A 23,003-nucleotide genomic window follows, 5' to 3' on the forward strand; every position below is an offset into this window, starting at 1 on the left:
AAATGTTAGATTTCACTTTACTTAACCCAACTTTGTATTTTAAAAAAAGTGTTGCTAGTCTAGATATCTGACTGTTGCATCGGGATCTCAATCACGAACTCAGTCCCCTTTCCTAATGAGGAATCACAGGTTAAGCTACCCTTGTGTTTGTCCACAATAATCTGATAGCTAATCGACAACCCCAACCCCGTGCCACTTCCTACCGACTTGGTAGTGAAAAATGGGTCAAATATTTTCTGCTGCACCGCTTTTGTCATACCAGAACCGTTATCGGCAATCCGAATTATCGCCGTATTAGAATCTGTTAGTTCAGTAAAGATATGAATTTTTCCTACTTTATGAGGAGATGCTAACGCGTCTATGCCCTTTGTGATTTGTTCCTTGTCATTTACCAATGCTAGATGACCAATGGCAAATGCCTCTTCTAAAGCATCGACCGCATTACTGAGGATATTCATAAATACCTGATTGAGTTGACCAGGGTAACAAATAACTTCCGGTAATTTCCCATATTCTTTGACGACTTCAATTTCAGGTAAATTGCTCTTTTCTTGAAGTCGGTGCTGCAAAATCATTAAGGTGTTGTCTATACCCTCATGAACATCTACAGGCTTCATCTCAGCTTCATCTAAGCGAGAAAAGTTACGTAAGCCCAAAACAATATTTCGGATACGCGAACTCCCCATTTTCATTGAATCTATAATCTTAGGCAGGTCTTCTGATAAAAAATCTATGTCAATCTCCTCAGTTTTCTCTTTAACTAAAGGCGAAGGATGGGGATATTCTTGCTGATAAATAACTATCAAATCCAGCAAATCTTGGACATACTCACTAGCATGATTAATATTGCCATGAATAAAGTTAATAGGGTTATTGATTTCATGAGCAATTCCTGCCACCATTTGTCCTAAAGAGGACATTTTTTCACTTTGAATCAATTGTATTTGGGTACTTTGCAATTCTTGTAGGGTTTGTTGTAAACATTGATTTTTGTCGTTGAGTTCCTGCGTTCTTTTCTGGACTTTTTCCTCTAGGGTATGGTTGTATTCCTCCAAGCTTTCTTTAGCTTGTGCCAAATTTTTGTAGAGGATAGCATTCTCTAGAGATATTGCTGCTTGAGTAGTGAGGAGTTTCAGGACTTCTACGCGATCGCGTGTAAATGCTCCTGTCGTTAGATGATTTTCTAGATAAAGAATCCCAATTAATTTACCTTGATTTAGAAGAGGTATAGACAATAAACTCTTAGGCTCTTCACTAAGAATATAGCTATCACCTACTAGAAAAGAAACAGCCATTGCATCATCAATAACCAAGATTTCTCTAGAGCGTTTAACATAGTTAATCAAAGTAATGGGAACATCGTAGCTTGACTCAAGGCAAGTTGATGGAAACTCAGTGTAGGTATGCTCAAAATTTGAACTTGAACAAACTGCTGTGACAGTTAATGCTAAGTTGTCACCTTCACTCAAAATTAAAGCGCATTTAGAAGCTCCTGCATTCTCCATAACAACTTCCATTAAAGTAGAAAGTAGTCGCTCAAGCTCGATTTCCCCAGAAAGTGCTTGAGATGCTTTAATGAATGCGGCTAAATCCAGAGAATCAGAAATACTTGTCTTCGAGCCAATAACAGTTTGTTGATTACTTAGGGTAGATAAAGATGATATAGATATGCTATTGAAAGAAGCGCTTTCCTCGCTGGAATGGATACTCAGTTTTTCTTGCTGGAATATAGGAGCCAGTAATTGGGGATAGCGTTTTGCCAAATCGTCAACTTTGGCTAACGCTCCCCAGCGAACGTAGCTATAGTAAGCATCTGTTAAATAGGTTTGAGCAATCTTATGTTTACCCCATTCTAAATAGAATTTGGCGGTAAGTTCTTGAGCTAAGGCTTCTTCATTAACGTACTCATGTTCTTTGGCAAGGAAGATAGCGCGATCATAGAATTCCATTGCTTCAAGATATTGACTTCCAATCCGATAGCGTTCAGCCTCTACAAGATAATATTTGTGCAAATAATTCATTGGGGCATGATGTGCCCAATGCTCCATTTTTTCTTGATTGGCTTGAACCCGATCGAGAATGCATTTTTGCTCAGAGCCGGATACGTCAGAATACACAGCCAGACCTGCCAGAGAATCATAAAAATGGAAAATCGGAATAACTAGATGTCCTATTGCAGTATCTAAATACTTTTTCGCCAGTGTAGCATTTTCAACTGCCTGATGAAATTCTTGAAATAGATAACAGAGATGAAGTTTGCTGAAATATAGATATAGAAGTCCGAGTCCATCTTTAGTTTCCAGGTGAATCGGCAGCATTTTATCTTCGTTATAAACTTCACCAATTAAACAAGACGAATTTTCTGCACGCCCTAGCAAGTTCAATACGCTCTGCCGATAAATAGTACTCCATTGTAATACTGTTTCTTGCTTTATTTTTCTTATGGCATTATTGTAATTTGCCATTTCTTGTTCTACCCCTGACAGTTCTCTCCCAATAAAATATGAACCGTAAGAATAAGCGTGTAAAGCATAAGATGCAAACTCTAAATCTCCTGTTTCTACGCTGAAAAAGTAAACTTCCATTAAAGGTTTTAATATTTCCTTTACGTGTTCCTTCCAAGGTCTAACAAGTGGATGAAAAGATCCAAGAACTTTCACACTAATTTCTTTAATTTGTAACCTAGACAAAAGATTTTCAGCTAGTTTACCAAATTGATAGCCGGACTCAATATCTCCCACTAGCCCGCACAGTATTACTCCATAATTAACATAGGCAAAGGCAGACAATGGTGCGTTGCCATATTGTAGGGATAAATTGATCTGTTTAACAAGAATCAGTGGAAATAGCTCAGGAATAGCTTGATAGGTCAAAGCATGTGTACTTGATAGAATACTCATAACTGCCAGCGTTTTAGCTTCTGTCATTTCTGGTAGGTCGATTAAATCCTCAATATGCCTCCCAGCCAGATTTGATGCTATTTCTGCCATTACTAGCTGAACATCAGATTGGCTTGGATGTTCAGGAAACTCCACTCCTAAAAGCTTCAAAAAGGCTAGTGCAGTATTAATTCCTTTGAGTGCTTGGTTCTGTGCCCCATAGGCTTTAATTTTTACTTCGTAAACTTTAACTTTGTCTATAAGAGTTTTTCCTCGTGCCAACACTACCTCTGCTAACTGCTCGGTTTGCTCAAAGTTGCCGTCCAAGTACGCCGCCTCGGCTGCTGTCTCATATAAAGCTAGGATTAGTTGATATTTAGTCTCCCAACTATCACTTGCCAGCAGTTGGATGCCGATAGTTAAATACTTAACAGCAGCGGGATAAGCTGTTGATGCTAAAGCTTTACGTCCAGCAATTAGATTCATCTGGGCCAGTTCATCTCGTTTAGATTGAGGGGAGATGAATTCTACTGCGATATTAAACTGATTGACAAGCTCAAAAATCTTTTCTTCCTGTTGCAGAACAGGAATATTGTTCAATAACAGTAGCCCAATTTTTAAGTGAATTGGCTTTTTTTGTTCTTCAGGAATTAAAGAATAAGCGGCTTGCTGCACTCTATCATGGACAAATTTATACTTGGGTAGCTGTAAATTATAATTTGAAAATTGTGTAGATTCTATTCCATGAACAATGAATTCTTGATTAGTATTATTTTTGGAAAATATATTGTAATTTTCAGTCTGTGGTAAAACTAGCCCATCAAGTAATGCTTGCCATAAATCTGATGCTGTATCTACTACAGATTTTTCATTGATGATCGCCAGAGTTTTTAAGTCAAATTGATTCCCAATACAGGCAGCAAGTTTCAAAACTTTTTGGGTATATATTGGTAATTTTTCTATTTGCATGGCAATAAATTCTACGACATCATCCGTGAGAGCTAAATCTTTAACTCTGGAAATATCATACTGCCAATAACCAACATCAAAATTTAATACAATTAGCCCATCATCGTGTAAAGATTTGAGAAATTGAACAGAAAAGAAGGGGTTGCCTTTAGTTTTAGCAAACACCATCTGGGTTAGAGGAACAGCAACTAATTCTGGACAATGAAGTGTCTCAGCAATTAGATGATTTAAATCACCCTGATTTAAAGGTGCTAAGGCAATCGTATTAATGATTGCTCCTGCTTTTTGAATCTCCTGTGGTGTTAAATAAAGCGGATGTGCCTTATAAACTTCATTATCTCGATAGGAACCAACTAACAAAAAGCCTCCTTTGGTTTCACGCATCTGTTCTGTCTCTTCTGAAAGAGCAGACAACCCGCTGTCACACATTAATAACTGAATTAATTTCAAAGAAGCTGTATCTGCCCATTGCAAGTCATCGAGAAAGATAACTAGGGGATGTTCTTTAGTTGTAAAGATTTGGATGAATTTTTGAAAGAATAAATTGAAACGATTTTTGGCAGCGCTGCCAGAGAGTTCTGTAACCTGAGATTGCTTACCAATAATCTGTTCGAGTTCAGGAATGACATCAATAATCACTTGAGTTTGTGTACCCAATTCCCGCAGAATTTTGACTTTCCATTGTTGAATTTGGGCATCAGTTTCTGAGAGCAGTTGCCCGATTAAGTCCCGAAAGGCTTGCACTAATCCTGACAAAGGAATGTCACGTTGAAACTGGTCAAATTTTCCTTTGATGAAGTAACTACGCTGCCGCACAATCGGTTTGTGGACTTCATTGACCACGGCAGTTTTGCCAATGCCAGAGAAACCTGCGACTAATATCATTTCTGTTGCCCCTTCTGTTACACGCTTAAAAGCAGCGAGTAGGGTTTCAACTTCACTTTGGCGACCGTAGAGTTTTTCAGGGATTATGAAACGGTCTGAGATGTCTCTCACACCGAGTTCAAAGGGTGCAATATTTCCTGTTTCTTGCCATTGGCTTTGGCACGTCTCCAAGTCATGCTTTAACCCCAAAGCACTCTGATAGCGGTCTTCGGCATTTTTTGCCATCAGTTTGCTGATGATGTCAGACAAAATTGGCCCAATATTGGAGTTAATCCGACTGGCTCTTAGCGGTTGTTTGGCAATGTGAGAATAAACTAACTCTGTCGGATCTTTGCTGGTGAAGGGTAACTGTCCGGTGAGGAGCTCAAAGAAGGTGACACCAAGGGAATAAAAATCAGTCCGGTAGTCAATACCTCGGTTCATCCTTCCGGTTTGTTCTGGGGAAATGTAAGCCAGAGTACCTTCTAAGATGTTGGGATTCGTGAGAAATTGAATTTCTCTTGGCAGAAGGGTGGCAATACTAAAGTTGATGAGTTTGATTTCATTTGTGCTAGGGTTGATGAGAATGTTGGCAGGCTTGATGTCCTTGTGAATGATGCGATCGCGATGGAGTCTTTCCAGGGTAGAAGCAATTTTAATCGCAATGTGGAAAAACTCGTTCAGGGAAAGCCAGTTTTCCTTTTTTCCCTTGTCCTCTATTCGCCAATTTTGGAGGGAAATACCGCCAAAATCTTCCATCACTAAGACATAGCTGTTACGGTAATTTTCTAAGCTATAGGTTTTGACTATGCCAGGAAAATCGAGGTTTTTGGTGATGATATATTGATTTCGGAACTGAGCTATTTCCGCAAAGGTAGGATATTCATTCCGCATCAATTTGAGAACGACTGATTTTTGGTCTTCTTCTCTAATACCTCGATAAACCAGGGTTTTACTGCCTGAGTAGATTTGTTCAGTAATGCGATAGCCAGGAAACGAATATATTGTATCCAATACTACTAACATTGCGGACTAAGCTCATAATTATTGTTTCTATGGCTTATTATTCCCGCGCAAAGGCTATCCTCATCATGAAATAGGATTTTTTTGTTTAATTTGTATTAGAAAATATGACTTTTAATATATTTTTTTTACTAAATATCTGAATCTTGAACTGTAGCGTTTCCTCATCAAGTGAATGTTAACAAAGAGTCGGGTAATGGATAGCCGAACTTACGAAGAGGGAAGATAAAGTACAGCTTTACCAGGCTAAGGTAAAGCTGTACCTCACTAAATAATGATGATTTGTCAACATAAGTGTTTTTGAACTAACTATTTTTATCCGCTTTTAATCGGACACCAGTATAGATGGTGTATTTTTGGCTGCGATAATAATAACGAGCACAAATACTACTTGATTTTTTGTTTAATAAAAGTCACAACCTGAGTTAGCTGTTTCTTCAAACCATCAATTTCTGCTTGCATTTTGACAATTTTCTCATTCAATGCATTAATTTCTGCCTCGGAGACTCCTCCATTAGTGGGGGTTGCGACACTAGGAATTGCGACGCTAGGGGCTACTACCGTACTATTGGCGACATCAGAGGTTGATGATGTGCCATTTTTTACGGAAACTCCTGCTCCTACTGAAACTAGTTCTGGGCGTGGCTGTTTCGCCTTAGCCATAGCTAACTTAATCGCGTTAATTAGTTGTTTCTGATCGAAAGGCTTGCCCAGAAATTCAAAATATTCAAATGGTTCTGTGATTTTCTCCGTCACTTCTTCCTTGCGACCCGACATGATCACTAAAGGAATTTTTCTTAATTCTGGGTGGGCTTGAACTTGCTGAAAAACTTCCCAGCCACTCATTTTAGGCAACAGGAAATCCAGCATTATCAGGCTGAGTTTTTCCTGAAGGATAAAATTTAGTCCTTCCACACCGTCTTTTGCTTCTAGTACCTCAAAATTGCCCGGAGGCAACATTTCTCGTACTTTTACCCTGACAACCGTAGTGTCATCGATAACTAAAATCTTGTTGCTTGCCACGACTGTTTGCTCTAACAGAAACTATAAGTGTAAATAGCGGCTTTGCCGATTGTCCTTGAGAATCCTCCCACTATATACATAATTTCTAGCAATTGGGGGATAGTATATTTCGGTATAAATGACATTGTTAGAAGTGTTGTGCAAAACTTTTGCTCGCGCTCTTTTCAATTTGTGTCATGGTGATATTTAATCGACAGACCACTACATCTATATCCGCATCTTACTGGGATGTCTATGATTTCGTCACAACAAACCGACCTAAAGTCTGAAATTACGGCAATGCCTAGCTGGCTACGTCGCCCAATTGGCAAAGCCAGTGAAATCTCTACCGTACAACGCATTATTAAGCAGCGCCAAATTCACACAATTTGCGAAGAAGGACGCTGTCCCAACCGGGGAGAGTGCTATGCCCAAAAAACTGCAACTTTCTTACTAATGGGGCCCACGTGTACACGCTCTTGTGCTTTTTGTCAAGTAGATAAAGGTCATGCACCGATGCCTCTTGATTTAGATGAACCTCAAAAGGTAGCACAGGCGGTGCAGCTTTTGGGATTGCGTTATGTGGTGCTGACTTCTGTAGCCCGTGATGACTTGCCCGATCAGGGGGCAGGACACTTTGTGAAGACGATCGCGACTATCCGCCAATTGAACCCAGAGACTCAAATTGAAGTGCTGACCCCAGATTTTTGGGGTGGTGCTGGTGTTGGAGAGTCAGGTCAACGCCAGCGAATAGCTACGATTGTCAAAGCCAAACCAGCTTGTTTTAATCACAATATCGAGACAGTGCAACGCTTAACTGGACGAGTGCGCCGGGGAGCCAAGTACGATCGCTCGCTCTTGGTGCTGGCTATGGTTAAAGAAATCGATTCAACAATTCCCACCAAATCAGGTTTGATGCTGGGACACGGAGAAACACTTGATGAAGTCATTGAAGCAATGGCTGATTTAAGGACTGTGGGGTGCGATCGCTTGACTATCGGGCAGTATATGCGTCCTTCTCTAGAACATTTGCCAGTCCAAAAATATTGGACTCCAGAGGAATTCGATCAACTCGGCAGATTAGCATGGGAAATGGGATTCAACCATGTTCGTTCTGGGCCTCTGGTTCGCAGTTCCTATCATGCTGGAGAGGAGAGAGTAGGCAGTGGGGAGTAGGGATGAAGCAGGGAGCAGGGGAGCAGAGGAGCAGGGAAAGAAAAAATAACCAATCCCCAATCCCCAATCCCTAATCCCCAGTCCCCAGTCCCCAATCCCCAATTCCCAACTTCACACAAATATTCTTAAAGAATTTGAGTATTTGGTACGCCAGTTTGGTATTTCTTAAAAAGTCATGACATAAGGAGAATCGCATTATGACTGCTAAAGCTAAGAATTCCCCCGTTGCCGACAGCGGCGCTAAACCTCCCTACGCCTTTCGCACAGGCTGGGCACTGTTCTTGTTAGCGATCAATTTTTTGGTAGCAGCCTACTACTTCCACATTATTGAATAATTAGAAGTGGAGTGGTGCTGCTCAAATCGTTCCTTTAAATAAACCTTTGGGACGAATGAGCAGCACCAAAATCATGATCAACAGTGCGACACCTTGTTTATACTGTGAACCCAGCCAAGGAGTGCTGACTTCCTGGACGATGCCAATGATAAAAGCTGCTGCGATCGCACCATAGGGGTTGCCAATCCCACCAAGAATTACTGAGGCAAATAATGGTAAGATTAAGAACCATCCCATATTCGGGCGCACGGCTGTAATTAACCCATACATACTGCCACCCAATGACGTAAGAGTACCAGCTATTAGCCAAGTCCAGAAAATTACTCTGTCAACATTGATGCCTGAAACCCTGGCTAAGTCCAGATCGTCTGCAACTGCTCGCATCGCCTTACCAATTTTGGTATTTTGCAGCAGGTAATGCAGCCCTAAAATTGCTAGCACCGCTAATCCTAATACCAATAATTGATTTTGCGGTATCTTTAAACCCAAAATATCTAAAGCCGGAGTAACAGGTAAATTATAATTTTGGTTCTTGCCGCCCCAGATAAAAATAATCCCATTGCGAATAAATAAGGCAAGCCCGATAGAAATAATAATCAGCGTAGTGGAAGTAGCACGGATAGAGCGCATCTTTGACCACAGTAACTTTTCCGATGACAGCATTGCTGCTACTGTTCCCGCCGCCGCCAAGATCATCGACAGCCAAATATTGACTCCAATGGTGTTTATCAGCCAAGTCAGATAGGCTCCTAAGGTGAGAAAGTCACCATGAGCAAAGTTAGATAGCCGTAAAATTCCATAAGTAAGAGTCAGTCCGACTGCGGCTAGAGCAATAATGCTCCCCACCGCAATCCCATTAACGATTAGTTGGGCGAATTGTGTATCCATAAGTCTTAAGTTGCGTTTAAAAAATTTTAGGTTAGTGGTTCATACAATAATTTTTTTTTGGACTAGCTGCTAAACTCGACATCATAAGTTATGGTTTATAACAACATAAGTTATCGTTTATAAATAAAAAAGAATTGTCCGCTAATATACATAAAATCCTGTTGGGATTTTTATGCGTAGCTAAACTTGTTCAGCGGTCTAGTTGACCATGCAGCAGTACTCAAGCTTACCAGACCAGAACTCACTGATAGATGCAACGCCAAAACTTTTGACAACAATTGAGCAACTTAGCGCGCAGCTGTGGCTGGAGAGCAGCTTAAACCAGTTGCAAAGTCGCCTTAATGATTGCTTGCTTTCTGCTTGTAACACTGTCCCACAGCCAGAAGCCGCACAAGCGGAAATTTTACGAACCGTGGTTAACGAAATTAACAGTGCTGTTCACAGCAGTAATCTGGCACTTACAGAATGTGCCGTAGGCATCGCCATGTGTCAACCACAAGAAACTGTTGCCACAGTTTGTTATATTTCTCGTTCTCCATCCCCAAATTCACAGCCTTTATTTCTAGAAGTGCTGACAGCAGAAAAAAAGCTGCTATTGAGGTTGCAAGAGGTCATAAAACTTGAAGATTTGCAACAGCTTGAGAATCAACAACTACCAAGCGCTTGGCGGTTAGCTGATGATTCTGGCAGCGTTATGGGCTGGCTAATTATCGCCACCGCGCCCCTAAGCTCCGATCATGAGTCGCTCATAGAATCACAAGCTCAACTCAGATCGCAATTGATGGCAAGGTCTGCCAAATACTGTACAACAGCCTTAGTACAACTTAGACATATTTTATCTTGGCAGCAACAATATCAACAGTTAAGTAACTCTAATCAAGAATTGGAGCGCACCAATCAACTGAAAAATCAGTTTTTAGCAAACACCAGCCATGAAATTCGCACACTGCTTAATTGTATTACTGTGCCGGTTTACATGCTTTTAACCCCAGGGTTTGAACCAACTAAAGAAAGCCAGCGAAACTATTTAAATATCATTCAGTCTAGTGGCAAGCACTTGCTAGCTCTGATTAATGATATTTTGGATCTTTCTAAAATTGAAGCAAATCAGCTAGAAGTGAAGTGGGAAACACTAGATGTGCGATTCGTATGCGACAGTGTTTTCGCACTGGTGAAAGAGAAAGCCGCTGATAAGGGTTTAAACCTGCGTCAAGAAATTAACCCCGATATCACAACCCTAGTAGCTGATGATTTGCGACTCAAGCAAATGCTGTTGAATTTACTCTTGAATGCCCTAAAGTTCACTAGCGAAGGAAGTGTTGGCTTAGAGGTTGTTCTTGAAGGTGTATTTGTGCATTTTACAGTTTGGGATACTGGCACTGGCATTTCCCAAGAAGACCAAGTTCAACTGTTTCAACGCTATTTTCAAATTGCCAAGGCTGATGGTGTTGAAGGTACTGGTTTGGGTTTAGCACTGACTCAAAAACTCGCCCAAATTCACGGTGGTTCTGTGAAAGTGGAATCTGAAGTAGATCGCGGCTCCCGTTTTACCCTCATACTTCCCCTTAACCAAGAGGTAGGAGTGGGGGGAGTAGAGGAAGCAGGGGAAGCAAAATTTTCCTCATCTCCTCTGCCTTTGACTCCTAGTTCCTCTGTAGATATTTTGTTGGTAGAAAATGACTTACCCAATGCTGATTTGATGCAAATTTATTTACGTAATTTGGGATATCAGGTGACTTGGGTTGAGAATGCTGCCCAGATGTGGGAAGCTCTAAGACAGTTAGACCCAGCTGTGATTTTAATGGATGTTTATCTGGCAGATGGAAATGGTCTGAACTTAGTGCAACAACTGCGAGAACATGGGCAATATCGGACGATTCCGGTAATTGTTCAAACAGCAATGGCGATGAAAGGCGATCGCGAAACCTGTCTAGCAGCTGGAGTAAATGACTATATTTCTAAACCAATTGATTTACCATTTTTAGCCAGTTTGGTGGCCAAGTACAGTCAAGCACCAACCTTGGTTGATGGGGAGTGGGGAGTAGAAAGTAGAGAGTGAGGGAGACAAGAAGAAACCATGCCCAATGCCCCATAACTAATGACTACAATATAAATTATTGGGTGCTGTAAGGTTTTGGCAGGATTGGGAAATGATGCTGACAGAAAAATTTGAGCAATTAAAAACCTTATTTAAAGAAATGGAGCAGGCGTTGATTGCCTACTCTGGGGGCGTTGATAGCACTTTGGTTGCCAAAATTGCTTATGATGTGTTGGGCGCTCGCGCTTTGGCTGTAACAGCTGTTTCTCCTTCACTGTTACCAGAAGAATTGGAAGACGCGAAAATTCAAGCTGCAACTATTGGGATTCCTCATAAAATCGTTCAGACTCACGAGATGGAAAATCCCAATTACACCTCTAACCCTGTTAATCGCTGTTATTTTTGCAAAAGTGAGTTGCACGACACTCTCAAACCTTTAGCTTTACAGTTGGGTTATCCCTATGTAGTAGATGGGGTGAATGCTGATGATTTGCATGATTATCGCCCAGGAATTCAGGCGGCTAAGGAAAGAGGTGCGCGATCGCCTTTAGCAGAAGTGGGTGTCACTAAAGTTGAAGTTCGCCAACTTTCGCAACAACTCGGTTTACCTTGGTGGGATAAACCTGCCCAGCCTTGCCTCAGTTCCCGGTTTCCTTACGGTGAAGAGATTACTGTCGCTAAGTTGCAACGAGTCGGTAGAGGAGAAATTTATCTGCGAAAGCTAGGTTGGCAAAATTTGCGCGTGCGATCCCAAGGGGATACAGCACGTATTGAATTACCACCAGAACAAATCAAAGAGTTTGTGTTGACTAACGATTTACAAACGTTAGTTTCAGCATTTCAAGATTTTGGATTTATCTACGTAACCTTAGATTTAGAAGGTTATCGTAGCGGTAAGTTGAATCAGGTTTTAAATAGGGAAGCCTTGGGCGTTAAAGTATAGGATTTTAGTTGTATAAATATAGAGTTTATTTATCTTCTAGAGAAACTAGGAAGCAACCGTTAATCCTCCAGATATTATTGGGCTGTTTTTCCATAAAATATAAAGCCCTCAAGGGAACTCCATCAGGAGCAAGTAGCAAAACTGGTTGAGTTATATTTCCTTGGATGGTTGTTATCTTCTCAAAAAAGACAGAACGAGGACGATATACTGCTGGATAGCTTGTCTTTACCATCTGCATAAAATTTTCTGAGGTTCCGAATTGCGCCTGAATCGCCGGACTAGCATAGGCAAAAGCGCTTTGGGCGTCATCTTTTTTAAAAGCTGCCAATTGGTATTCAATTACAGAACGTATATTGATGGCATCGATATCAGGAACTTCCATAAATTTAAAAATTGCGTAGGCGCAGCCCGCCTTTAGACATCGCTCCAAGGGTCAGCAAAGCGATCGCTCAATTCTGACGCCGAGTGAGCTTGTATTCTATCTGCTGTAGTGCCGTTCGCCACACATCATATCCCTCTTGAGACAGGTGCAACCCATCTGTGGTCAACTCTGGACGCAAATTGCCTTCCATATCCGTAAACCAGCTATAAATATTGAGATAATTAGCGCCTTCTTGTTTAGCAATCACGGTTAGTTGGATGTTGATGTGACGAATGCGGCTATTGGAAATTTTTGGTAGACGAGTAGGCAAAATTGATTGGACAATGATTTGAGCTTGGGGGTGAGCCTGCCGTAAACGACGGACAATCCGGCGATAATTACGCAAAATTGTTTCATCAGTAGCGCCTTTTCGTAAGTCGTTAATCCCAGCCATGATGTAAATTACATCTGGCCGCGTTGCCGAAAATGCTCCCAATCTTTTTAAAACGCCACTAGAAGTATCTCCAGATATGCCTTGATTCAGCCACAATTTACCAGCAGGCAGTTTTTCTCTGGGAAACCACATACTCAAAGAATCACCAACTAAAATACTTAGATGATTGGCTCCTTGACCTTGAGCGATCGCTCTAGCTTCTAAAGCTAGTAAACTTTTCCAGTCGTCGTAAGTTAGTTGACGTTTCTTGATCGACTCCCACAATGATTGCAAATTATCATTATCTACGCGTTTATAAATCTGACCTGTTTTCAGAGCCGCCAATCTTTGGTAGTAAAGTTGATTTCCAGATGTCAATAAGAGGCTAGTTGTTTGGGCGCTGGGGTTGAGTGATGACTCTGTTGATACTGGTAATGCCTGACTGCTGAATTCTGGTACGCTAGGGACGTTTTTCTCACCTACTATTGGCTGCGAACTTTTTAGGGGTTGGAACGCTTGACCGCTGAGTTCTGGTAAGGAGAGATCGACGCTATTGATAATTTTTGTACTGGCTATTGTCTGCGAACCCTGTTTTAAATCCCACAGGAATCTAGAACTTTCTGGCAGGACAATTGACAGATGTGGAAGAGCCGATGCTGGTATTGCTAATCCTGTTAACAAGCCTGCTGCCAACAGATAAGGGTCCCTCATCGCTTTTTCTCTCCTCTACTCACTGCTTTTCCATATCACGGCATTAGTTGCCTGTATTCAGGAAAATTTTACTTCGGTTAAGTTATTATTCTTATTTACGCTGTATAGTTCTGTAAAGCGTGTTTATGAGATTATATTTGACAATTTACGATCTCTTTAAAGTACGGTTTTCCCGGTGGTATACAAGTCTTATTTGTGCGAATACTTCTACTGAAAGCATTGTTTTCATCAGCCGACTACTTTTTTAACTCAGTTATCACAAATATTACTAGTGTTTGCAAACTCGGCAATTAATGAGTGATTTTTGAGGATCTCAGGACAGAGGTTTTTGCTTTTGATGTTGCTAGTATGTGAAATAACCATCATATTTTAGGTTTCTAGATTTCAGTCAATTGTTGCGATCGCGTGAGAGTTGGCTCGACAAGCCATTTCTCTAAAAGACACTACGCGTAGCTTGCTTAAGAGCAGGAGTACACGTCTACATTTTTCACTTTGTCATGTGAAATTAAGCAATGCAAATGCACCAGTTATTAAAGATGTGATTAGTTCAGATTAGAGATTCGAGAACTAGCACAAGTGAAATGATTGTAATTAAAAGAAGTTTCTGACCGTTCTGGGATAATTTGCAGCACAGTTATAAGTTATGTGCGTCGTCGCAAAATAACAACAGTTGACTTTCCTGCTATATACAAATTAGCTCTTGCCTTTAATGTGACAATTGAGGACTTGGTGGAAATTTTGGAGAAATAGGCAAAATTATAACTGTTGAGAATATTGATATCATACGATGATGTGTACTCAATGAGCAAGTATGACGTTTGCCATACTGAGAATTTCAGAACTCACTATACGTAATTTAAAATTTATGTTTACTAATTGAAGTATGAGTTGAAATACATTTAAATTAAGTTTTAACTCTAAAGAATAACCTCATTGAAAGTGCTAAGATTTAGGCTGAATCATTAGTGTTTTCCTTTTCTTCTGTGGCAAGAGCTAGTACAGCGATTGGTGTCAGTCCCATTATTAAAGAGATTGTGCAAAAACAGGCACATTCCACACGTTTGACCCTGAAAGAAGTTATTCTGATGGGGATGTTAGCTATTGATAAACTAGATGATCGAGGTCGTCAAGAGCTAGCAGATCAAGTTCATCAAATGCAGGTGAATGGAGAAATTTAATTGAGTAGTTATGAGTTAAGAGTTATAAGTTATAAATTTTAACTTCTCACTCCTGACTCTTTACTTAATTTAGTTATTGGCTAAATCGATAACGACTTCCAATTACATAACTTTCATTAATTTCAAAAGATATCCATCGGCGTTGCAGAGTTTCAGCAACAAAGCCGGTTGTATTAGAACCCGCGAATGGATCTAATACCATATCACTTTCATCAGTTAAAAATTTGATGAAAAACTCAGCGAACCCTTGAGGAAAGCGTGCTGGATGAGGTCTAATTTCTGCTGTTTTGCAGCGTCTAAATAAGCACTATTCGATTCAGTATTGGCAATTTCTAGCAAATTCGGCGGAATTGCACCTTGGTTATCTTTTTGAAATTTATCAGAAATATCATGTCCACTAGGACGTATTTTTGCTTTATAGCCATTTTTGAGTAACTGTTTCATACTTTGGCTATAAGGCTTTAAAACTTTTTTGTTATCTGCTTTAGGATTCGGTGTTTTAGATAACCACCAAACTGTATTTACAGAATCTTTCACACGAATTCGCCTGATTGTCACTTACTTAGCAGGGGTTGGCAGCCGAGCCGGATTATAGTGGTAAAATTCTTGAGCGAGAAAGAAACCTACTTCTTTGCATAATCTTACTAAAAGTTCGTATTGGTAGATACTCCGCACCTGATTACCAGGTAAGTAAGCACCACCTAAATCTAGTACGAATGAGCCATTATCTGCCAGTACTCTTTTAAATTCGGATGCAAAAGGTAGAAACCACTCAATATATTTTTCAGCAGTTTTGTTACCGTATTCTTTTTTTCGGGTGAGTGCGAATGAAGGTGAGGTGATAATTAAATTAATACTATTATCATCAATGAATTTAATAAGTTTAAGGCTATCGCCTAAATATGCGGCTCCGTTTTACTAGGTATAAGAGGGATTAAAAACTATTTCTTTTGGTGGCGTTATTGGTTCTTCTTGCAAGACTTATAAAGTTATCTCGTTTTTCATAGTTATAACTTGTTTTGGTATTGTCCAAGTATTTAATTTTAAAAGTTCTTTTTTCAACGTAATTGCCCTTGGGGTCTTCTTCTTCTCAAATAGCCGATTGTATGCTAGCTGACTTATATCTAAACAGTAAAAATCTTTTTTGCCATCTTCAATAATTTATTTCTCCTTTGTTGAAAGTTTTGCTTATCCCAGTCGATAAATTTGGCTAGCTCTCGATTAAGTGTTACGTTTGACTGTTCGTAAAGACTTTTCTTCTCAGCAAATGACTTATTACCTGCACTATTATTGTTACGTCCAGGCCAAAAAGACAGATTCCCAATGTCATTCTTCAATAATTCAAGGTCTTCCATTAGCGAAGCACTGCTAGCATTGTGCGGATATATATGCTCTATCGTAACTTTGCTTAGATCAAAAATACTTATTTCATTTGGTTTTGGTTTACCATTAGCGCCATTAGAGTACCACTCAGCATGATCCTCTAATGTAGTTAAAAAGTGTCTGATAATTATCTTTTTTGAAGAATTATCTTGATAGCTTAATTTTTGTATTAATAGAGATTCAAAAGTTTCATCAGGAGCATACTTTTCCTGTACTGTTTTTAATTCATTTCTTAAAGTAGGAATTTTATATTCTTGTGGTGCTTGTCTAATCAACTTTGCGTGGTCATAATATATTATAGATATTTTTTCAGCGTGCGCTCCAACAATAGTAATGTAGCGAAAAGCAAAGCGTTCTAGAATGTCTATGATTTCTATAAATTCCCTTTCCGAAAGACAATGGTATGCACTGAGTAAAAGTGGTATACAAAGTGTATGCCTTAATACTTTTATTAAACGTTGTAGTCTTTCCTGTTGCCAGTCTGAAGCAGTCGCATCTCGATAAGGCCACCGTCGTTCTGATATTTCTATAAAAACTTGTTGCTCATCTTTTATATCAGAAATAATATAGGATAGTTTTTTAGCTTCTTCAGTTTCAGCAATCTCTAAAACAACTCCAGGTGGAACTTTAAATATATCATCTCGAAATGTATCTGCTAAATTTCTCTTGGCTGCACCCTTACCATAATGAGATGCATAGTAATTTCTAAAAAATTGCTCCACTTCTGTTGCTGGATAGCTAAGTATTGTGTCCCAGTTATCTTCTGCAAGTATTTGTTCTCTCTCGTGTTTTTCTAATAATTCAAGAGTATCTGAACGAAGCTTATTTCCATCACTCAACTCTCTCCCTCTATCATTTAGTACCGCAAATAACCTGTAAGCTTCACTTCTATCCTCACTAACGATATAAATTACATAACAATCCTCAATAACAGATTTTCGTAATTGTAGAAGAGAATTAAGTTTATCAGAGACACTAGATTTACTAATCTCATTCAGTATTTTAGCAATAAGATTTGTCCTAATAGAATCCCATGCAAATTGTAATTTTTTATGAGAATCTCGTAAACATTTAGGACTGCGACCATTTATCAGGTCTTCAAAAAAGACATAATCAGCTTTTGAGAGAGTAAGACGAAGACGCGGCTGTAATTGGTTATTTATTACTTCTTTGTATTCTAAATATTCATCTCTTGTTGTACTCGCATAAGATTTAGCTGCTTGCGAGGTTTCTGTATCTTTTTCAACTTCAGCTTCATTAGCAAGTGATTCAAATGCCTTAACAAGAGAAGCAATTGTCATTGTGAAAGTTGCTAGCCTTTGCTGGCCATCAACCAAATCGTAAAGATTTCCCGTATAACTGTTGGGTATATGTTGTTTTATGCTTACTAAGCCACCAAAGAAATGTTTTCTTGGTTGACTAGAATTAATTTTTCTTGCATTATATAGCACCAGTAAATCTTTGATAAAATCATCAATTTCTTCTTGCTCCCAATCAAAAGCTCTTTGATATTTTGGTACTTTAAAAGGAATTCGACGACAAAACAAATCTCCTAATGATGTACTTTCAGGCTGCATAGTCATAGTTTTTATACAAAGCTCGTATCTTATTTTATTAATGTAACAAACAAGACGAAATGTTGTATGTAGTCATTACTTGGATTAAGTAATAAAAATCCCCTACCTTGCGGCAGGGGATTTTTATTACTTACCTACAAAACTAGCAGCCGAATTAACCGAACTTACCAGCAGTAGAAGCAATCAAGAACGCGGCGTAAGTTACGACGTAGCCAACAGTGAAGTGAGCTAGACCAACTACACGAGCTTGAACGATGGACAGAGCCACGGGCTTGTCTTTCCAGCGAACTAGGTTAGCTAGAGGAGTGCGTTCGTGTGCCCAAACAAGGGTTTCAATCAACTCTTGCCAGTAACCTCTCCAGGAGATTAAGAACATGAAGCCAGTAGCCCAAACTAGGTGTCCAAACAGGAACATCCAAGCCCAGACAGACAGGTTATTCACGCCATACGGGTTATAACCGTTAATCAACTGAGCAGAGTTAGCCCAGAGGTAATCGCGGAACCAGCCCATGAGGTATGTAGAGTTCTCATTGAACTGAGCTACGTTGCCTTGCCAAATACCTAGATGCTTCCAATGCCAGTAGAAGGTAACCCAACCAAGGGTATTGAGCATCCAGAATGTAGCGAGGTAGAAGGAATCCCAAGCTGAGATGTCGCAAGTACCGCCACGACCAGGGCCGTCGCAAGGGAAGGCATAGCCGAAGTCCTTTTTATCGGGCATCAGCTTAGAACCACGGGCATCCAAAGCACCTTTGACCAAGATCAAGGTGGTGGTGTGCAGACCTAAGGCGATCGCATGGTGTACCAAGAAGTCGCCAGGGCCAATTGTTAAGAACAGGGAGTTAGTACCAGCATTGATGGCATCTAACCAGCCTGGCAACCAAACGTTAGCGTAGTTGGGCCATGCTGTGTAAGCAATACTATCTGGGTTAGATAGCAAGGCATCTAAACCGTACAGTACTTTACCGTTAGCAGCTTGGACGAATTGAGCAAACACTGGCTCAATCAAGATTTGCTTTTCAGGAGTGCCGAAAGCAACTACTACGTCGTTGTGTACGTACAAACTAAGGGTGTGGAAGCCCAAGAAAAGGGATACCCAGCTAAGGTGGGAGATAATCGCTTCTTTGTGCTTCAACACGCGCTCAAGGACGTTGCCCTTATTTTGCTCTGGGTCGTAATCACGTACCCAGAATATTGCTCCGTGAGCAAAAGCACCAAGTATAAGGAAACCAGCAATGTATTGATGGTGCGTGTACAGCGCTGCTTGAGTCGTGTAGTCCTTCGCAATAAATGCGTAGGAAGGCATGGCGTACATGTGCTGCGCTACCAGAGAGGTGACGGTTCCCAGAGCAGCTAGGTGAATACCCAACTGGAAGTGCAACGAATTGTTATAGGTGTCGTACAACCCTTGGTGAGGCAGGTTGAACTGACCTTCACTATTAGTACCAGGTACTAAACCGGATTTGGAGTTCAGCATTTCTTTGATGCTGTGACCAATTCCGAAGTTAGTCCGGTACTGGTGACCGGCAACTATGAAGATAACCGCGATCGCTAGGTGGTGATGAGCTATGTCAGTCAACCACAAAGCTTCTGTCTGGGGATGGAAACCACCCAAGAAACTCAGAATTGCAGTTCCTGCACCTTGCGATGTCCCGAATATATGTCCAGGAGTGTCAGGGTTTTGAGAGTAAACACCCCAGTTGCCTGTAAAGAATGGTGTCAAACCTGCTGGGTGGGGTGGGGTGGACAGGAAGTTATCCCAACCTACGTGCTGACCGCGAGCTTCGGGGACAGCAACGTGAATTAAGTGACCAGCCCACGCCAAAGAACTAACACCAAACAAACCTGCTAAGTGGTGGTTTAGGCGATGTTCTGCGCTTTTAAACCATGCCAAGCTGGGACGGAACTTGGGTTGCAAGTGTAGCCAACCAGCGAACAAGAATACAGCTGCGAATAACAGCAAGAACACTGAACCGTTGTACAGTTCGCCGTTGGTCCGCATTCCGATGGTATACCACCAATGGTAAAGACCAGAGTAGGTAATGTTTACCGGATTGCTAGCGCCCGCTTGGGTAAAAGCTTCGATCGCTGGTTTACCGAAGTGGGGGTCCCAAATCGCATGGGCAATGGGACGGATGTGAATGGGATCTTTAATCCACTGTTCAAAGTTACCTTGCCAGGCTACGTGGAACAGGAGGCTGGATGCCCACAGGAAGATGATTGCCACGTGACCGAAGTGAGTTGCGAAAATCTTTTGGTAAAGATTTTCTTCCGTCATGCCATCATGGGTTTCAAAATCGTTGCCTGTAGCGATCGCATACCATATCCGACGAGTCGTCGGGTCCTGTGCGAGATCCTGGCTAAATTTGGGAAATTTTGTCGCCATAGGTTTAATAAATCCTCTGACCTTTAGCCATCAAATACCAGCGTCTAGAGTCCTGAGTTCTGAGTACCAAGTTTTGAGTATTTTCTCAGCACTCAGCACTCAGCACTCCACAACTGATTGCTACCCTACTGAAAGGATGTGTGCATGGAAGAATGCCCAAGTTGTGGCAATTCCTCCCAAGAGGTAGTGAGCTACCCCTACAGCCCGACCCTGAATAATGCTCAGAGCGCGAGGCTGAATTGCTGGTGCTACCTTCAGTTTGTTATGCGCCCAAACAATGGACTCAATCAGTTCTTGCCAGTAGCCGCGACCACTGAACAGGAACATCAAGCTGAATGCCCAGACAAAGTGAGCGCCTAAGAAGAGTAGACCATAGGCAGATAGCGCGCTGCCATAGGAATTGATGACTTGCGTAGCTTGTGCCCACAAGAAGTCTCGCAACCAACCATTGATGGTAATGGCGCTTTGGGCAAAGTTACCACCAGTGATGTGAGTGACATTACCGGCTGAATCTACAGTTCCCCAGACATCTGATTGCATCTTCCAGCTGAAGTGGAAAATTGCGATGGATATTGTGTTGTACATCCAGAAAAGTCCGAGGAATACATGATCCCAACCAGACACTTGACATGTACCGCCACGACCAGGGCCGTCGCAAGGGAAGCGGAAGCCCAGGTTTGCCTTGTCTGGAATCAGACGAGAGCTACGGGCATATAGCACACCTTTGAGCAGAATTAGGACAGTAACGTGTATTTGGAATGCGTGAATATGGTGGATTAAGAAGTCCGCCGTACCCAAAGCAATGGGCATCATCGCTACTTTACCGCCTACTGCCAAAATCCCACCACCGAAAGCATAGCTAACGGGTTCTAGGGCATTGGGTGCAGTTGTACCAGGAGCCAAGGCGTGGATATTTTGTATCCACTGGGCAAACACTGGCTGCAACTGAATTGCTGTATCAGAGAACATGTCTTGGGGACGTCCCAAGGCACGCATTGTATCGTTGTGGATGTAAAGTCCAAAGCTATGGAAGCCAAGGAAGATACACACCCAGTTAAGGTGAGAAATAATCGCATCTCGGTGACGAATCACCCGATCCAGTAAGTTGTTTTGGTTCACAACCGGATCGTAATCCCGCACCATGAATATGGCAGCGTGAGCCGCACCGCCGACTATACAGAATGCACCAATCCACATGTGGTGGGTGAAAATGCACAACTGCGTAGCGTAGTCAGTTGCCAAATATGGATAGGGGGGCATCGCGTACATGTGATGCGCGATGATGATGGTCAGCGAACCCAAGAAGGCCAGGTTAGTAGCCAACTGAGCGTGCCAAGATGTGGTCAGGTTTTCGTAGAGACCTTTGTGACCTTCACCGGTGAAAGGACCTTTGTGGTTTTCTAGGATCTCTTTAATGCTGTGACCAATACCCCAGTTGGTACGGTATTGATGACCAGCAACGATAAAGAGAACTGCGATCGCTAAGTGGTGATGAGAAATATCAGTCAACCACAAGCCACCTGTTACCGGGTTCAGACCGCCCTTGAAGGTCAGGAAGTCAGCATACTGACCCCAGTTCAAGGTGAAGAAAGGTGCTAAACCAGCTGCAAAGCCAGGGTACAGTTCGGTCAACAAGTCTTTGTTCAAGATGAACTCGTGGGGCAGAGGTATGTCTTTGAGAGCAACGCCTGCATCCAAAAGCTTGTTGGTCGGTGCGGACACGTGGATTAAGTGACCTGCCCATCCCAAGGAACCACAACCTAGCAATACTTGCAAGTGGTGATTCAGCATCGACTCCACGTTTTGGAACCATTCCAGTTTGGGAGCGCGTTTGTGGTAGTGGAACCAGCCAGCAAATAGGAACAAGCCTGCTAATACCAATCCACCGATCGCAGTTACATAAAGCTGGAAGGAGTTTGTAATACCCCAGCCACGCCATACTTGGAACAAACCGGAGGTGATTTGAATACCGTGGAAACCACCGCCAACATCACCGTTTAAAATGTCTTGTCCCACAATGGGCCAAACAACTTGAGCACTAGGCTTAACGTTTAACGGGTCGCTTAACCAAGCTTCGTAGTTAGAAAACTTCGCGCCGTGGAAAATCATCCCGCTCAACCAAATTGTCACGACGGCTAAGTGGCCGAAGTGGGCTGAGAATATCTTGCGGGAGATGTCTTCTAAATCGCTTGTATGTGTATCAAAATCATGGGCGAGTGCGTGCAGGTTCCAAATCCATGTGGTGGTTTTGGGACCTCTGGCTAAGGATTTGTCAAAGTGCCCAGGTTGTGACCATCTCTCGAATGAGGTTGGAACCGGGTCGTTATCGACGATTACTCTTGCCTTTTTTTCCTCTCGCTCCGGAGGACTTATTGTCATTCGACCTCCTCTCTTGATAAGGAATGAGGAATCATGTATACCACAAAGTGAACCATTACCGTATACTCCAGAATTTTACTGAAGCCGCGATCAAGACCCGATGTGGAGAGTTGCTTTCTCGTTGAATTATAAAGTCTTCACTTGTACATTGTTAGAGATATTTTAACAATAATTCAAACTTGCTCAAATATTGCTGAAATTCATGCCTTAACTGGCTTTTAACTTCAAAGTATTTGTCCAAAAGTCAATAGTTTATCTATTTAATTTACAAAGAATAACAATTCGTAAAATTTATGGTTTGGCTGGATGTAGCCAATGTCCCAGTTTTTACCGCTATTACTCATGAACATTTATGTCATATTTCAATTTTTGCAAGTAAAAGGCTGTATGGAATATGACTTATTTTAAAATTTTCTGAAATACAAAGGAAAACTTATGGGATGTGAGGCAGATTTCACCCTTTGGGCTATAGTTCCAG

The 23,003-nt window shown here is 41.4% G+C and carries 13 protein-coding genes and 2 pseudogenes; 6 read left to right on the forward strand and 9 right to left on the reverse strand.

What is annotated here, in order from left to right; translation table 11 throughout:
- Positions 1-59 precede the first annotated feature (59 nt).
- Together HWQ58_RS07275 and HWQ58_RS07280 are read right to left on the reverse strand one after the other, a co-directional pair.
- Positions 60-5,738 carry an ATP-binding sensor histidine kinase gene (locus HWQ58_RS07275; RefSeq protein ID WP_292859676.1) on the reverse strand — a complete coding sequence of 1,893 codons (5,679 nt, stop codon included), beginning with the start codon at positions 5,736-5,738 and terminating at the stop codon, positions 60-62.
- Positions 5,739-6,122: 384 nt separating this feature from the next.
- A complete protein-coding gene (locus tag HWQ58_RS07280) occupies positions 6,123-6,758 on the reverse strand; it encodes a response regulator (protein WP_292859679.1) in 636 nt (211 codons plus the stop codon).
- Positions 6,759-6,992: 234 nt separating this feature from the next.
- On the opposite strand from HWQ58_RS07280, the gene lipA reads away from it, so the two are divergent.
- Positions 6,993-7,913: a lipoyl synthase gene (gene lipA, locus HWQ58_RS07285; RefSeq protein WP_292859682.1), complete on the forward strand. Its 921-nt coding sequence runs from the start codon at positions 6,993-6,995 to the stop codon at positions 7,911-7,913.
- Positions 7,914-8,110: 197 nt separating this feature from the next.
- On the forward strand, positions 8,111-8,248 hold the full coding sequence (locus HWQ58_RS07290) for a photosystem I protein PsaX (protein ID WP_292859685.1): 138 nt from the start codon (positions 8,111-8,113) through the stop codon (positions 8,246-8,248).
- 21 nt (positions 8,249-8,269) lie between these two features.
- Here HWQ58_RS07290 and HWQ58_RS07295 read toward each other — a convergent pair whose 3' ends face one another.
- Positions 8,270-9,136, reverse strand: coding sequence for a branched-chain amino acid ABC transporter permease (locus tag HWQ58_RS07295; protein WP_292859688.1), 867 nt, complete (start codon positions 9,134-9,136; stop codon positions 8,270-8,272).
- 208 nt (positions 9,137-9,344) lie between these two features.
- Between HWQ58_RS07295 and hrmK the strand changes: the two genes are divergently transcribed.
- Both hrmK and larE read left to right on the forward strand, forming a co-directional pair.
- Positions 9,345-11,195 (forward strand): hybrid histidine kinase/response regulator HrmK, encoded by a 1,851-nt coding sequence (gene hrmK, locus HWQ58_RS07300; RefSeq protein WP_292859691.1) that lies wholly within the window; start codon positions 9,345-9,347, stop codon positions 11,193-11,195.
- Between the two features lie 94 nt (positions 11,196-11,289).
- On the forward strand, positions 11,290-12,117 hold the full coding sequence (larE, locus tag HWQ58_RS07305) for an ATP-dependent sacrificial sulfur transferase LarE (protein WP_292859955.1): 828 nt from the start codon (positions 11,290-11,292) through the stop codon (positions 12,115-12,117).
- A gap of 25 nt (positions 12,118-12,142) precedes the next feature.
- Here the strand turns inward: larE and HWQ58_RS07310 are convergent, their stop codons facing one another.
- Together HWQ58_RS07310 and HWQ58_RS07315 are read right to left on the reverse strand one after the other, a co-directional pair.
- The gene (locus HWQ58_RS07310) at positions 12,143-12,499 is read right to left on the reverse strand and encodes a DUF4864 domain-containing protein (protein WP_292859695.1); all 357 of its coding nucleotides are present in this window, start codon (positions 12,497-12,499) and stop codon (positions 12,143-12,145) included.
- Positions 12,500-12,566: 67 nt separating this feature from the next.
- Positions 12,567-13,622, reverse strand: a complete 1,056-nt coding sequence (locus tag HWQ58_RS07315) for an SGNH/GDSL hydrolase family protein (protein ID WP_292859698.1) — start codon at positions 13,620-13,622, stop codon at positions 12,567-12,569.
- Positions 13,623-14,228: 606 nt separating this feature from the next.
- On the opposite strand from HWQ58_RS07315, the pseudogene HWQ58_RS38360 reads away from it, so the two are divergent.
- Both HWQ58_RS38360 and HWQ58_RS07320 read left to right on the forward strand, forming a co-directional pair.
- Positions 14,229-14,372 (forward strand): annotated as a pseudogene (locus HWQ58_RS38360) (helix-turn-helix domain-containing protein); the annotation flags it as partial.
- A 215-nt stretch (positions 14,373-14,587) separates the two neighbouring features.
- Positions 14,588-14,800, forward strand: coding sequence for a hypothetical protein (locus HWQ58_RS07320; protein ID WP_099099566.1), 213 nt, complete (start codon positions 14,588-14,590; stop codon positions 14,798-14,800).
- Positions 14,801-14,873: 73 nt separating this feature from the next.
- On the opposite strand, the pseudogene HWQ58_RS07325 reads toward HWQ58_RS07320, so the two are convergent.
- From HWQ58_RS07325 to psaA, 4 genes and pseudogenes are all read right to left on the reverse strand, one after another.
- A pseudogene (locus HWQ58_RS07325) lies at positions 14,874-15,778 on the reverse strand (site-specific DNA-methyltransferase).
- Positions 15,779-15,924: 146 nt separating this feature from the next.
- Positions 15,925-17,766 (reverse strand): DUF262 domain-containing protein, encoded by a 1,842-nt coding sequence (locus HWQ58_RS07330; RefSeq protein WP_292859701.1) that lies wholly within the window; start codon positions 17,764-17,766, stop codon positions 15,925-15,927.
- A gap of 148 nt (positions 17,767-17,914) precedes the next feature.
- Complete coding sequence (gene psaB, locus HWQ58_RS07335; protein ID WP_292859704.1) at positions 17,915-20,146, reverse strand: photosystem I core protein PsaB; 2,232 nt, start codon at positions 20,144-20,146, stop codon at positions 17,915-17,917.
- 120 nt (positions 20,147-20,266) lie between these two features.
- Positions 20,267-22,525, reverse strand: a complete 2,259-nt coding sequence (gene psaA / locus HWQ58_RS07340) for a photosystem I core protein PsaA (protein ID WP_292859707.1) — start codon at positions 22,523-22,525, stop codon at positions 20,267-20,269.
- Between the last annotated feature and the right edge of the window lie 478 nt (positions 22,526-23,003).

It is taken from the genome of Nostoc sp. LPT, assembly GCF_017115165.1.
GTDB lineage: Bacteria > Cyanobacteriota > Cyanobacteriia > Cyanobacteriales > Nostocaceae > Nostoc.